Here is a 13,154-nt window from a genome sequence, read left to right on the forward strand (position 1 = left end):
GCATGGCACCAGGCCGGCAGCGCCGTGATGACGGGCGAGAGTTCGGTCATGCCATAGAGCTGGCAGAACTGCGCGCGCGGCAGCTTGTCCAGCGCCTGCAGCAGCAGCGCGTCGTCGATGGGCGCGGCGCCGTAGAGCACCAGCTGCAGGCTGCTGGTGTCGAATTCGGCGAAGCGCGGGTGCTCGATCAGGCGCTTGAGCATGGTCGGCACCATGAAGGTTTCGCTGCAGCGCTCGGTCTGCAGGGCCTGCAGCACGGCCTGCTCGTCGAAGGCCGGCAGGATGACCTGCTTGGCCAGCCGCATCATGAGCTGCAGCGTGAGGCCGGCGCCGCCGACGTGGAACATGGGCGCCATGTTCAGGCCCACGGCCTCGTCGGGCCGGCGTGCGGCCATGTTGGCCGACAGCTGGCCGGCATAGAGATTGGTGTGCGACAGCATCACGCCCTTGGGCAGGCCAGTGGTGCCGCCGGTGTACATGACGGCCGCCAGGTCGCTGCCGCCGCGGCGTGCGTCGGCCACGGGCGTGGCGGCGGCCAGCAGCGCCTCGGCGTCGGCGAAGCCTTCGGGCGCCGGGCCATCGCCGAAATGCACCAGGGTCGCGAGGCTCCTGGAGAGCTGGCGCTGCTCGGCCGCCACGGTGCCGAAGTGCTGGTCGGCCAGCAGGATGCGCGTGTCGCAGTCGTCCAGCGAGTAGGCGACCTCGCGCGCGCTCCAGCGGATGTTGACGGGGTTGACGACGCCGCCGGCCCACCAGGTGGCATAGAGGTATTCGACGTAGCGGTCGGAGTTCAGCGCGAGGAGGCCCACGCGGTCGCCCGGCGCCACGCCGAGTTCGCGCAGCACGGCGGCCAGGCGTGCGACACGGTCGACGAACCGGGCGAACGTGCTGCGGCGCGTGCCGCAGACCAGGGCTTCGGCCTGCGGGCGTTCCTGCAGGGCCTTGTGAAGGGGTTGGGTCAGTTCCATGGGGTCACTCCAGGCGGATGTTCTTGTCCTTGACCACCTGGCCCCACACCGCCTGGTCGGCGCGCATGGTCTGCGTGAGCTGCTCGGGCGTGCTGCCGACCGGGATCACCCCCAGGGCCTCGATGCGCGGTTTGAGCGCCGGGTCGCGGGCGACCTCGGCCACGGCCTCAGAGATGCGCTGCACGATGGGCGCGGGCGTGCCGGCCGGCGCGAACATGCCGAACCAGCCGACCAGGTCCATCGCGGTGTAGCCCTGCTCGCGGAAGGTCGGCACCTCGGAGGCCAGCGGCGCGCGCGCGGTGCCGACGACGGCGATGGACTTGGCCTTGCCCGCCGCCACGTGCGGCGAGACACCGCGCGCGGAGACGAACACCGCGTCCACGCTGCCGCCCAGGAGGTCGGTGATGGCCGGCGCCTCGCCCTTGTAGGGCACGTGCAGCAGCTGGATGCCGGCGGCGTCCTGCAGCAGCTCCATGTACAGGTGCGCGCTGGAGCCCGCGCCGAAGGAGCCGTAGGAGAGCTTGCCCGGCGCGGCGCGCGCCTTCTCGACGAAACCGGCCAGCGAGTCCACGCCCAGCTTGGTGCTGACGGTGAACACGATGGGCAGCCGGCCGGCCTCGGACACGGGCGCGAAGTCCTTGAACGGGTCGTAGCCCGCGTTGGCGTAGAGCAGCGGGTTTTGCACGATGGAGGTCAGCGTGAACAGGAGGGTGTAGCCATCGGCCGGCGCGCGCTGCACGGCCGTCAGGCCCAGGCCGCCGTTGGCGCCGGGCCGGTTGTCGACCACCACGCTCTGGCCCAGGCGCTTGCCCACGCCTTCGGCGACGATGCGCGCGAAGCCGTCGGTCGCGCCGCCGGCCGCGTACGGAACGATGAGGCGAATGGCTTTGTCGGGCCAGGCACCCTGGGCCAGGGCGCCGGTGCAGGCCAGCGTGGCAGCGAACGCCAGCAGCGTGCGGCGGGCAATGTTCATGGTCTCCTCCTTGTCGTTGTGTGTGCGGCTCGGCCGCCGGCGTCAGATGCCGTGGAAGCTCGCCACCTCCGCCAGCGGTGCGCGCGCGGTCTCCAGCGCGTCCACCGCGTGGCTGCGGTCGGCGTAGCCGATGGCCATGCCGCAGAACAGCATGCGGCCCTCGGGCAGTTCCAGGAAGTTGCCGATGGTCTGCGGGTACAGCGCCCAGCATTCCTGGGCGCAGCTGTCCAGGCCCTCGGCGCGCAGCAGCAGCATCACGCTTTGCAGCAGCATGCCCAGGTCGGACCACTGCGGCGGGCCCATCAGCCGGTCGACCGTGCAGAACAGCGCGAGCGGGGCGTCGAAGAACTGGAAGTTGCGCGCGAACCAGCGCAGCCGCGCGGGCTTGTCGTCGCGCGGGATGCCCAGGCTGGCGTACATGGCCTCGCCCACGGCGAAGCGGCGGTCGCGGTAGGGCGAGGGCAGGTTCTCCGGGTAGACGTTGTATTCCTTGGCCTCGCCGCCGGGCGCCTGCTGCACGCGCTCGCGCATGGTGGCCTTGAGCGCGTCCAGCCGCTCGCCGCCGACGGCGTGCAGGTGCCAGGGCTGCAGGTTGCCGCCCGAGGGCGCGCGCAGCGCCTGTGCAAGCACGCGGCGGATCAGCTCGCCGGGCACCGGTGTCGGCAGGAAGGCACGCACCGAGCGGCGCGTGGCGATGGCTTCTTGGACATTCATTGCTTCTCTCCCTTGGTGGGCACGGGCACGCCCAGTTCGCGCGCCAGTTCGGCGCTGTGTTCGCCGGCATGCGGTGCGTGGGCGCGCTCGGCGCGGTCGTAGGCGGAAAAGCGCACGGGCGGCGCCACCTCCAGGTAGTCGCCCTCGGTCGGATGGGTGCGCTTCCTGAACAGGCCGCTGGCCACGAGCTGCGGATCGTTCGGCAGGTCGGCCACCTCGTTCACGCGCATGGCCGGCACGTTGGCGTGGCGCAGGATGTCCAGCCACTCATCGGTGCCGCGCTCGGGCATGATGCGCGCGGCGGCCTGGTACATCAGGTGCATGTTCTTGCGGCGCAGGTCCTTGTCGGCCAGTTCCGGACGCTGCAGCTCCTCGGGATGGCCGGCGGCCTGGAAGAAGCGCAGCCAGCGCGCGTCCTGGTAGGGCGCGATGGCGATCCAGCCGTCGCGCGTGCGCATGGGCTGGCGGCTCGGGTCGATCTGGCGCGGATAGAGGGCCGGGCCGGTGGGCGGCACGAAGGTGGCATCGCACAGGTGTTCGAGCAGGTTGAAGCTCGTGACCGACTCGAACATCGGCACCTCGATGCGCTGGCCTTCTCCGGTGCGCAGCCGGTGCACCACGCCCGCCATCACGGCGTAGGCCGCGTGCAGGCCCGAGACCTTGTCGGCCATGGTCATGGGCACGAAACGCGGTGCCGGGTTGCCGTCGACCTTGGGCGGCAGCGAGGCCACGCCCGCGGCGGCCTGGATGATGTCGTCGTAGGCCTGCAGGCCCGCATAGGGGCCGCTCTGGTCGAAGCCGGTGCAGTGCACGTACAGGATGTCGGCCTTGATCGCCTTGACCTCTTCGTAAGACAGGCCGGCCCGCGCGATCGCCTCGCTGCGCACGTTGTGGATGAAGATGTCGGCCGTCTTCAGCAGCGCACGCATGGCGGTGCGGCCTTCCTCGCTCTTGAGGTTCCAATCGACCGAACGCTTGCCGCGGTTCAGGCGCAGGTGCACCGGGCTCATGCCGGGCGTCTTCGCCGGCGTGCCGATGATGCGGGTGTGGTCGCCCTCGGCGGGCTCGACCTTGATGACCTCCGCGCCCAGGTCGGCCAGGATCTGGGTGCAGTAGGGGCCGAAGATCACGGTCGTCAGGTCGACGACGCGCAGGCCTTCGAGCATGCGGGGGGAAGCGGACATGGATCTCCTCGGAGCAGGTGGTTTCCGGGATCATCGCCGCGGCGCTGGAAAGCCCCTGTCGCAGGCGCATCCTAGGGTCAACCCGCTGGCGCGCTCAATCGTCCGTTCCGACGATGTGCCCCCCTGAGGGGCCTGCCTACGATGCGGCCGATTTCCTGGGCAGTCCGCCCGGAACACCCTCAGAACAGCGGGAGACTTCGAAGATGAACCATGGTGTTTCGCGGCCGCTGCGCCGTTTCCTCCAAGCCGGTGTGGCCTTGGCGATGGGGGTGGCGCTGGCCGGCACGGCCCAGGCACAGAAGAAGTACGACACGGGCGCGACGGACACCGAGATCAAGATCGGCCACCTCGTGCCCTACAGCGGCCCGGTCTCGGCGTACGGCACCATCGGCAAGGCGGCAGGCGCGTACTTCGCCAAGCTCAATGCCGAGGGTGGCATCAACGGGCGCAAGATCAACTTCCTGTCGCTGGACGATGCCTACACGCCTTCGCGCACCGTGGAGCAGGCACGCAAGCTGGTCGAGCAGGACGAGGTGCTGCTGCTGTTCGGTACCCTGGGCACGGCCCACAACATGGCGATCCAGCGCTACATGAACGCCAAGAAGGTGCCGCAGTTGTTCGTGGCCACGGGCGCCACGCGCTTCGGCGACCCCAAGGCCTTCCCATGGACCATGGGCTGGCAGCCGACCTACCAGGCCGAGGGCCAGATCTACGCCCAGCACATCCTCAAGAACAAGCCGGACGCCAAGATCGGCATCCTGATGCAGAACGACGACTTCGGGAAGGACTACCTCAAGGGCTTCCTGGATGGCCTGGGCGACAAGGCCAAGACCATGGTGGTCTCCCAGCAGACCTACGAGGTGACGGACCCGACGGTGGACAGCCAGCTCGTGGCGCTCAAGGGCTCGGGCGCCGACGTGTTCTTCTCGATCACCACGCCCAAGTTCGCGGCCCAGGCCATCCGCAAGGTGGTCGAGATCGGCTGGAGGCCCACGCACTACCTGGCCAGCGTCTCGCAGTCGGTGACCTCGGTGTTCAAGCCGGCCGGCTTCGAAAACGCCAAGGGCGTGATCTCGGCGGCCTACCTGCGCGACCCCACGGACTACAAGGACACCAAGGAAGTGCAGGAGTACCTGGCCGTGATGGCCAAGTACTACCCGGGCGGCGACCCGAACGACTCGCTCAACGTGCTGGGCTATTCCTCGGCCCAGACATTGGAGGCGGTGCTGCGCAGGGCCGGCGACAACCTCACGCGCGAGAACATCATGAAGGTCGCGGCCAACCTGCAGCTGAACCTGCCCATGCTGTACCCGGGCATCGACCTGAAGACCGCGCCGGACGACTTCTACCCGATCGAGCGCATGCAGCCGCAGCAGTTCGACGGCACCAAGTACGTGCCGCTGGGCCCGGTGCTGGGACGTTGAGGCAGCACGGCGGCGCAATCGTCCGTTCCGACGACGCCGCCGGCGGCGCTGCCGCCTAGCATGCCGGCGCACCGCCGAGCCCGCCGGCCGGCACGGCATTCGAGTTGAAAGAGGACACACACGCCATGGCATCCCCCTTGTTCGGCCTCATGCAGGACCGCCCGTTGCTGATCTCGTCGCTGATCGAGCATGCGGCACGCTTCCATCCCAAGGCCGAGATCGTCTCGCGCCTGCCCGAGGGTGGCATGCACCGCACCGATTGGGCCGGCATCCGCAGCGAGGCCTGCAAGGTTGCCAATGCCTTGAAGAAGCTGGGCGTCCAGCAGAGCGAGCGTGTCGGCACGCTGGCCTGGAACAGCTACCGTCACCTGGCGCTGTACTTCGGCGTCTCGGGCTCCGGCGCGGTGCTGCACACGGTCAACCCGCGGCTGTTCCCCGAGCAGATCGAGTACATCGTGAACCATGCCGAAGACCAGGTGATGTTCTTCGACACGAGCTTCGCGCCGCTGGTCGAGAAGCTGGCTTCGAAGTTCAAGACGGTCAAGGCCTATGTCTGCATGTGCACGCGCGAGGCCATGCCGCAGATCGACGTGCCCAACCTGCACTGCTGGGACGACCTGATCGGCGGCCAGAGCGACGCCTTCACCTGGCCGGAGTTCGACGAGCGCACGGCGTCGTCGCTGTGCTACACCTCGGGCACCACGGGCAATCCCAAGGGCGTGCTGTACTCGCACCGCTCCACCATGCTGCACACGCTGATGGAGCTGGCGCCCGACACCTTCGGCGTGAGCTCGCGCGAGACCGTGATGTTGATCGTTCCCATGTTCCACGCCAACGCCTGGGGCACGCCCTATGCTGCCGCGATGGTGGGCTGCCGGCTCGTGCTGCCCGGCCCGCACCTGGACGGGCAGAGCGTGTACACGCTCATGCGCGACGAGAAGGTCACGTTCTCGCAGGGCGTGCCCACGGTCTGGCTCATGCTGTTCCAGTATCTGGACGCCAACCCCGACATCGACCCGAAGAAGCTGGGCATCCAGCGCGTGGGCATCGGCGGCGCGGCCGTGCCGCGCGCCATGCTGGAGCGCTTCGAGAACCAGTTCGGCGCCGAGGTCACGCAGGGCTGGGGCATGACCGAGACCAGCCCGATCGGCGTGATCAGCAAGCTCTTGCCCAAGCACGACGGCATGGACGCGGAGGAACTCGTCAAGGTCAAGCTCAAGCAGGGGCGCGGCGTCTGGGGCGTGGACCTCAAGATCGTCGACGACGCGGGCAAGGTGCAGCCCTGGGACGGCGAGGCCTTCGGCCACCTGCGGGTGCGCGGCCCCTGGATCGCGAGCGGCTACTTCAAGGGCGAGGGCGGCTCGCCCATCGACGAGGAGGGCTACTTCAGCACCGGCGACGTGGCCACCATCGACCCCGACGGCTTTCTGCAGCTGGTGGACCGCGCCAAGGACGTGATCAAGTCCGGCGGCGAGTGGATCTCGTCCATCGACGTGGAGAACGCGACCATGAGCCACCCCGGCGTGGCCGAGGCCGCCGTGATCGGCCTGCCGCACCCCAAATGGCAGGAGCGGCCGCTGCTGGTCGTGGTCAAGCGCCCGGGCGCAGAAGTGGACCGGCAGAGCGTGCTCGACCACCTGGGCCAGCGCATCGTCAAGTGGTGGCTGCCGGACGACGTGGTCTTCGTCGACAGCCTGCCGCACACGGCCACGGGCAAGCTGCTCAAGACGCAGCTGCGCCAGCAGTTCAAGGATTACCAGTTGCCGGGGTGAGCCCGCTCCCCGGGGTCGTCCGGTCTACCGGCCCGGCGCCCCCGCGTTGAGGCCGCTGCGCACGAACTGCATGTAGGTGCGCACCACCGATTCGGGAATGCCGCTGTTCTGCTTGGACCGGTGCAGGTGGTACAGGTACAGGTAGTCGCGCGCGGCGATCAGCAGATAGGCCAGGGTGTCGAGCTCGTCCTCTCGGTACTGCGTGATCACGCCGGCCTGGCGGGCGCGTCTCAGAAACTTCAGGTAGCGCCGCACCACCTCTTCGTGGTGCCGCGCCCAGGCTGCGGGTGCCTCGACCTCGGCCTCGTTCAGCACGCGCCAGAACCAGGGGTTCTCCTGCAGGTATTCGAACACCGCACGCGCACCAATTTCCTCGATCTCGAAGAAGTCGCTCTTGCCATGGGCGCGCTCACGCACGTGCTCGAGCATGTGCAGGCCGAAGTGCGGCAGCAGCTCGTCGAACAGCGCCTGGCGTGATGCGAAGTACAGGTAGAACGTGCCCTGCGCCATGCCCGCATCGGCCGTGATGCGCTGGATCGAGGCGTCGCGGTAGCCGAACTCCCCGACCACGCGCGCGGCCGACACCAGCAACTGCTCGCGCGTGCGCGCCGCGCGCTCCTCGCGCGTGACTTGCACCGCTGCGGAGAAGACCTTGCGCGGCCTTCCCGCCCGGCTGCTTGCTGCGCTTGCCACATCCATTCCTTTCCTGCTGTTGGGCCTGCGCTCGCATGCCGCTCATGGGTTCGATTTCAGTTTACTGGCCTGTTTCGGTCGGCCCCGTTCGGGTGTTTTCCCTAGTGCCAGGGCCTGGTAAATGGCTGAAACTGATTAATGAATCACTGTTCATTTTATGTTGCAAACCACCACTTCCGCGCAGGACCGCCAGGCCGAGGACGCTTTCCGCGCCGAGGTCCGCGCGTACTGCGCGCACGAACTGCCGGCCCACGTGCGCACCAAGGTGCAGGCCAATCTGTTCCTCACGAAAGAGGACAACCTGGACTTCCTGCGCTCGCTGGCGCCGCGCGGCTGGGTCGCGGGCCACTGGCCGCGCGTCCACGGCGGCGCCGAGTGGACGCCGCTGCAGCGCTTCGTCTTCGAGGAGGAGAGCACGCGGCTCGGCGCGCCCTGGCTGATCCCGTTCGGCGTGAACTACGTGGGCCCGGTGATCTACACCTTCGGCTCGGCGGCGCAGAAGGCGCGCTTCCTGCCGCCCATCCTGGCGTCCGAAGAATGGTGGGCCCAGGGTTATTCGGAGCCCGGCGCGGGCTCGGACCTCGCGGGCCTGAAGACCCGCGCCGTGCGCCACGGCGACCACTACCGCGTGACGGGCCAGAAGATCTGGACCAGCTATGTGCAATGGGCCGACTGGATGTTCTGCCTGGTGCGCACCAGCGAGGAGGCGCGGCCGCAGCAGGGCATCTCCTTCCTGCTGATCGACATGCGCAGCCCCGGCGTGCGCGTGCAGCCCATCCGCACCATGGACGGCTGTCACCATGTCAACGAGGTCTTTTTGGACGATGTGCGCGTGCCGGTCGAGAACCTGGTGGGCGAGGAAGGCCGCGGCTGGACCTACGCCAAGTTCCTGCTCAGCAACGAACGCATCCTGGCGGCCGAGACCGGCCGCTCCATGCGCCAGCTCGAGCATTTGAAGCGCCTGGTGCGCGAGGTGCCCAGCGCCAGCACCACCGACCGGCCGGCTTTCGAGCGCCGCGTCGCGCGCATCGAACTGGCGCTGCACGCGCTGCGCGCCTACTGCCTGTCCTACGCGCGGCGCATGGACGCCTCGGGCCCGCCCGGCGTGGAGGCCTCCATCATGAAGCTGCGCGGCTCCGAGCTGCAGCAGCAGATCTCCGAGGCCACGCTCGACTGGCTGGGCCAGGCCGCCATCGTCTACGACCCGGCCGACGTGCATGCCGACGCGGCCCGCTCGCCGCTGGGCCCGATGGATGCCAGCGGTGCCGTGCGCGAATACCTGCACGGCCGCGCCTCCACCATCTACGGCGGGTCCAACGAGATCCAGCGCAACATCATCAGCAAGGCGGAGCTCGGCCTGTGACCCACAAGACCTGGTTCGACGACACCGACGCGGCCCTGGACGAGGCCGCCCAGCGCTACCTGGCCGAGCGCTACCCCTTCGCCCAGCGCCAGCGCCTGGCGCCGGCGGCGCGCCGCTTCGATGCGGCCATCTGGGAAGGCCTGGCGCAGATGGGCTGGTGCAGCGTGGCCAATGAAGCCGAGCAGGGCGGCCTGGGCGTGCGCGTCTCCTCGATCTGCCTGCTGGCCGAACGCGCCGGCCAGGCGCTGCTCAACGAGCCCTGGCTGTCCAGCGGCGTGCTGGCGCCCTGGCTGGTGGGCCGGTACGCCGGCGTCGCGCAACAGCAGGCCTGGCTGCCGCCCCTGCTCGGTGGCCAGCGCCGCGCCGCCTGTGTGCTGGAGCCGCAGGCCATGGCCGCGCAGGGCGGCACGCTGACGGGCCGCCAGGCCCTGGTGCCCGATGCCGACCTGGCCGAGCAGTTGTTCGTGGCCGCCGAGGGCGCGCTGTGGCAGGTCGACACCGCGCAGGACGGCGTGCGCCGCCGGCCGCTGCCGCTGCTCGACGGCCGCGGCGCCGCCAGCGTCGAATTCGTGGGCGCGCAGGCCACGCGGCTGGACGGCGCGCTGCCGTTCACCGCCGGCCCCGTGTTGCAACTGGCCGCGCTGGCCACCGCCTGCGACGCCTGGGGCGCGTTGCGCGCGGCCTTCGACCTCACGCTGGACTACCTCAAGACGCGCCGCCAGTTCGGCGTGCCGCTGGGCTCCTACCAGGCGCTGCAGCACCGCATGGTGGACTTCTACATCCGCGTCGAGGAAAGCCGCGCCGTGCTGGACCAGGCCATCGCCGCGCTCGCAGCCGGCGACGCAGTGTCTGCCGCGCGCGACGTGCATGCCGCCAAGGCCCTGGTCTGCGAGAACGCGCGGCTCGGCGCGCAGGAGGCCGTGCAGCTGCACGGCGGCATCGGCATCACCGAGGAGTACGCCGCCAGCCACTACCTGCGCCGCGTGCGCGTGGACGAGCAGCTCTACGGGGCCGGCGAGCAGCACTTCCTGGCTTTCGCGGCCACGGCCGCGACCGTCTGAACGGAGACCGGACACCATGGACTTTTCCAGCTACGAGTGCATCGAATTGCAGCGCGAGGGCCGCATCCTCACCATCGCGCTGAACCGCCCCGCGCAGCGCAATGCCGTCAACGCGCGGCTGCACCACGAACTCTCGCGCGTGTTCACCGACGCGCAGCGCGACGAGGCGTCCGACATCGTGGTGCTGACCGGCAACGGCAGCGCCTTCTGTGCCGGCGGCGACATCGACTGGATGCAGCGCTCGGTCGACGAGCCCGCCGAGTTCGAGCGCACCGCGCGCGAGGCCAAGGACATCGTCTACACCCAGCTCGACCTGGAGAAGCCGCTGATCTGCAAGCTCAACGGCCACGCCACCGGCCTGGGCGCGAGCCTGGCGCTGCTCAGCGACATCATCGTCATGGCGGCCGAAGCCCGCATCGGCGACCCGCATGTCAGCGTGGGCCTCGTGGCCGGCGATGGCGGCGCACTGATCTGGCCGCAGCTCGTGGGCTATGCCAAGGCCAAGAAGTATTTGCTGACGGGCGAGCTCATGACCGCGGCCGAAGCCGAGCGCATCGGCCTCGTGACCGAGGTGGTGCCGCGTGCCGAGCTCGACGCCCATGTGGCCGCGCTGGCCCAGCGCCTGGCGGCGGGCGCCACCAAGGCCATCCGCTGGAGCAAGGTCACGACCAACCTGCCGCTGCGCCAGCTGTTCCACAGCTATTTCGATGCGGGCGTGGCCTACGAGTGCCTGTCCAACCTGACGGCCGACCACGCCGAGGCCGTGCGCGCCTTCCGCGAGCGCCGCCCCCCCGTGTTCACGGGCCGCTGAATCCCCATCCGCCACCGCACCACCACACCCAGGAGACACCCATGCCCGCCATCCCACGCAGAAGCGTCCTCAAGGCCTCGGCGCTCGCCGCCGCTGCCGCCACTGGCCTGCCGGGCCTGGTGCGCGCGCAATCCGGCCCGCTCAAGATCGGCCTGATCACGCCGCTCAGCGGCCCGCAGGAGTTCATCGGCTCCTATGTCAAGAACGGGGCCGACGTGGCGATCGAGCAGATCAACAAGGCCGGCGGCATCCTGGGCCGCCAGGTGGCCCTGGAGATCCGCGACGACAAGGCCAACCCCGCCGCCGCGCTGGCGGCCGCGCGCGAACTGCTGGGCGCTGGCGTGAACCTGCACACGGGCGGCATCTCCAGCGCCGTGGTGCTGGCCTTGGGCCCGGTCATGCAGCAGGAGAAGGGCGTGTTCATGACCTGCGGTGCCGGCACCGAGAAGATGAACCACGAGAACTACTCGCCCAACCTGTTCCGCCCCGGCGACGCACCCGATGCGCGCACACGCGCCCAGGCCAAGCTCATGGCGCAGAAGTACCCCGACATCACGCGCTGGACCGGCCTGGTGCCCGACCACGAGTACGGCCGTACCACCTGGAGCATCTTCGTCGACGCGCTGCTGGAGTTCTACCCGGCCATCGCGGGCAAGAAGCCCACGGTGCTGGAACCCATCTTGATGCCCTACGGCGTCTCCGACTACCGCAACTCCATCACGCAGGCGCTGCGCCAGCAGGCCGACGGCGTCTTCAACTGCACCTACGGCGGCGACGCCATCACCATGTTCCAGCAGGCGCGTGGTTTCAATCTGATGGGCCGCTACAAGGTGATCTGCGACGCGGCCAACGAGTTCCTGGTGGCGCGTGGCCTCAAGCAGCAACTGCCGCCGATGTGGACCGGCATGCACTACTACGCCGAGGCCAACAAGGGCAATGCGCTGAGCGACCGCTTCGTCGCCGACTACGCGGCCAAGACCCGCGACAGCGAGCCGCTGGGCTGGGCCGCCGAGGCCCATGCCAGCCTGTACGCCTACAAGCAGGCGATCGAAAAGGCCAGGTCCACCGACACCGAGGCCGTGATCGCCGCGCTCAAGGGCCTGACCTGGGACACCGTGACCGGCCCGCGCACCATGCGCGCCGAGGACAACCAGGCCATCAAGGACGTGGAGCTGGTCTACCTGGAACCCGCTAGCACGGACAAGGGCTACAAGGTGTCGCAGTACGTCAAGGTCGACGGCAAGACCGTGATCTTTCCGCCCACACCGGGCAAGAAGCTCACGCTGCGCACCGCCTGAACCACGCATGCTGCTGGCCGACATCGCCACGCTGCTGGTCAACAGCCTCACCTGGGCCATGGCGACCTTCCTGGTCGCCGCCGGGCTGACGCTGGTGTTCGGCACGCTGCACATCCTCAACTTCTCGCACGGCGGCTTCTTCATGATCGGGGCCTACGGCGCGTACTCATTGGCCCAGGCCCTGGGCGCCGGCAACTCGATCGCGTTCTACCTGTTCGGCTCGCTCGTGGCCGGCGTGTTCGTGGCCCTGCTGGGCCTGGCGGTGGACCGGCTGGTGCTCCGGCGCCTGGCGGGCGTGGAAGACGCCTACGTGCTGATCGCCACCTATGCACTGCTGCTGGTCTGCGAGGGCGCGACCAAGCTGGTCTGGGGCCTGAACTACCACAGCGTGATGCCGCCGGCCGCGCTGGACGGCGCCTGGCTGCTCGGCAATGCCGTGGTGCCGCGCTTCTCGCTGTTCATCATCGCAGCGGGCATCGTCGTCTTCGTGGCGCTGGAGGTGTTCCTGAACCGCACCGGCCCGGGCCGGCTGGTCAAGGCCATCGCGGTGGACCCCTGGATGGCCCGGCTGCTGGGCGTCAAGGTGCGCTGGGTCTACACCGCCACGGTGGCCATCGGCTTCGCGCTGGCGGGCCTGGCCGGCGGCCTGCTGCTGGCCAACCAGACCCTGTCGCCCACGCTGGCCAGCGCCTTCGTGATCCAGGCCTTCGGCGTCATCATCATCGGCGGCATGGGCAGCATCAGCGGCGCCTTCTTCGGCTCCATCCTGCTGGGGCTCATCGACGCGGTGGGGCAATGGGTGCTGCCGGGATTGCCGGGGCTGCCGTTCTTCGTCGCCATGACGCTGATCCTGTTGATCCGGCCGCAGGGCCTCATGGGCAAGAGGCACTGAC

12 protein-coding genes are annotated in these 13,154 nt (G+C 69.2%); 7 read left to right on the forward strand and 5 right to left on the reverse strand.

From position 1 onward, the window contains the following. The 4 genes from IE209_RS33710 to IE209_RS01525 all read right to left on the reverse strand — a co-directional run. Window positions 1–968: AMP-binding protein (locus tag IE209_RS33710; protein ID WP_229882639.1), on the reverse strand; the 968-nt coding region annotated here is incomplete at its 3' end. A 4-nt stretch (window positions 969–972) separates the two neighbouring features. Next, window positions 973–1,941, reverse strand: a complete 969-nt coding sequence (locus tag IE209_RS01515; protein WP_189685258.1) for a Bug family tripartite tricarboxylate transporter substrate binding protein — start codon at window positions 1,939–1,941, stop codon at window positions 973–975. Window positions 1,942–1,983: 42 nt separating this feature from the next. Continuing rightward, window positions 1,984–2,655 (reverse strand): nitroreductase, encoded by a 672-nt coding sequence (locus IE209_RS01520; protein WP_189685259.1) that lies wholly within the window; start codon window positions 2,653–2,655, stop codon window positions 1,984–1,986. After that, window positions 2,652–3,839 (reverse strand): CaiB/BaiF CoA transferase family protein, encoded by a 1,188-nt coding sequence (locus IE209_RS01525; RefSeq protein WP_189685260.1) that lies wholly within the window; start codon window positions 3,837–3,839, stop codon window positions 2,652–2,654. Before IE209_RS01525 ends, IE209_RS01520 begins: the two co-directional genes overlap by 4 nt. Before the next feature lie 203 nt (window positions 3,840–4,042). Here IE209_RS01525 and IE209_RS01530 point away from each other — a divergent pair, with 203 nt between their 5' ends. Together IE209_RS01530 and IE209_RS01535 are read left to right on the forward strand one after the other, a co-directional pair. Continuing rightward, window positions 4,043–5,263, forward strand: a complete 1,221-nt coding sequence (locus tag IE209_RS01530; RefSeq protein WP_189685261.1) for an ABC transporter substrate-binding protein — start codon at window positions 4,043–4,045, stop codon at window positions 5,261–5,263. Window positions 5,264–5,388: 125 nt separating this feature from the next. Next, entirely contained in the window at window positions 5,389–7,035 is a 1,647-nt protein-coding gene (locus tag IE209_RS01535; RefSeq protein ID WP_189685262.1) for a 3-(methylthio)propionyl-CoA ligase, read from the forward strand. A gap of 24 nt (window positions 7,036–7,059) precedes the next feature. Here IE209_RS01535 and IE209_RS01540 read toward each other — a convergent pair whose 3' ends face one another. Continuing rightward, window positions 7,060–7,728: a TetR/AcrR family transcriptional regulator gene (locus IE209_RS01540; RefSeq protein WP_189685263.1), complete on the reverse strand. Its 669-nt coding sequence runs from the start codon at window positions 7,726–7,728 to the stop codon at window positions 7,060–7,062. Between the two features lie 160 nt (window positions 7,729–7,888). Between IE209_RS01540 and IE209_RS01545 the strand changes: the two genes are divergently transcribed. Genes IE209_RS01545 through IE209_RS01565 form a run of 5 tightly spaced genes read left to right on the forward strand, consistent with a single transcriptional unit; the run spans window position 7,889 to window position 13,153 of the window. Then, complete coding sequence (locus IE209_RS01545) at window positions 7,889–9,091, forward strand: acyl-CoA dehydrogenase family protein (protein ID WP_229882640.1); 1,203 nt, start codon at window positions 7,889–7,891, stop codon at window positions 9,089–9,091. After that, a complete protein-coding gene (locus IE209_RS01550) occupies window positions 9,088–10,152 on the forward strand; it encodes an acyl-CoA dehydrogenase family protein (protein ID WP_189685265.1) in 1,065 nt (354 codons plus the stop codon). Before IE209_RS01545 ends, IE209_RS01550 begins: the two co-directional genes overlap by 4 nt. Window positions 10,153–10,168: 16 nt before the next feature. Continuing rightward, entirely contained in the window at window positions 10,169–10,963 is a 795-nt protein-coding gene (locus IE209_RS01555; protein ID WP_189685266.1) for an enoyl-CoA hydratase/isomerase family protein, read from the forward strand. A gap of 41 nt (window positions 10,964–11,004) precedes the next feature. Next, window positions 11,005–12,261, forward strand: a complete 1,257-nt coding sequence (locus IE209_RS01560) for an ABC transporter substrate-binding protein (protein WP_189685267.1) — start codon at window positions 11,005–11,007, stop codon at window positions 12,259–12,261. A 7-nt stretch (window positions 12,262–12,268) separates the two neighbouring features. Further along, window positions 12,269–13,153 (forward strand): branched-chain amino acid ABC transporter permease, encoded by an 885-nt coding sequence (locus tag IE209_RS01565; protein ID WP_189685268.1) that lies wholly within the window; start codon window positions 12,269–12,271, stop codon window positions 13,151–13,153. The last annotated feature ends 1 nt before the right edge of the window (window position 13,154 follow it).

Source organism: Pseudorhodoferax aquiterrae (assembly GCF_014652235.1).
Lineage (GTDB): Bacteria > Pseudomonadota > Gammaproteobacteria > Burkholderiales > Burkholderiaceae_C > Pseudorhodoferax > Pseudorhodoferax aquiterrae.

Bases quoted from the DNA above. Each gene is read 5' to 3' on its own strand.
- IE209_RS01530 (WP_189685261.1), top strand. From the start codon at position 4,043: ATGAACCATGGTGTTTCGCGGCCGCTGCGCCGTTTCCTCCAAGCCGGT.
- IE209_RS01535 (WP_189685262.1), top strand. From the start codon at position 5,389: ATGGCATCCCCCTTGTTCGGCCTCATGCAGGACCGCCCGTTGCTGATC.
- IE209_RS01515 (WP_189685258.1), bottom strand. From the start codon at position 1,941: ATGAACATTGCCCGCCGCACGCTGCTGGCGTTCGCTGCCACGCTGGCC.
- IE209_RS01555 (WP_189685266.1), top strand. From the start codon at position 10,169: ATGGACTTTTCCAGCTACGAGTGCATCGAATTGCAGCGCGAGGGCCGC.
- IE209_RS01525 (WP_189685260.1), bottom strand. From the start codon at position 3,839: ATGTCCGCTTCCCCCCGCATGCTCGAAGGCCTGCGCGTCGTCGACCTG.
- IE209_RS01560 (WP_189685267.1), top strand. From the start codon at position 11,005: ATGCCCGCCATCCCACGCAGAAGCGTCCTCAAGGCCTCGGCGCTCGCC.
- IE209_RS01520 (WP_189685259.1), bottom strand. From the start codon at position 2,655: ATGAATGTCCAAGAAGCCATCGCCACGCGCCGCTCGGTGCGTGCCTTC.
- IE209_RS01565 (WP_189685268.1), top strand. From the start codon at position 12,269: ATGCTGCTGGCCGACATCGCCACGCTGCTGGTCAACAGCCTCACCTGG.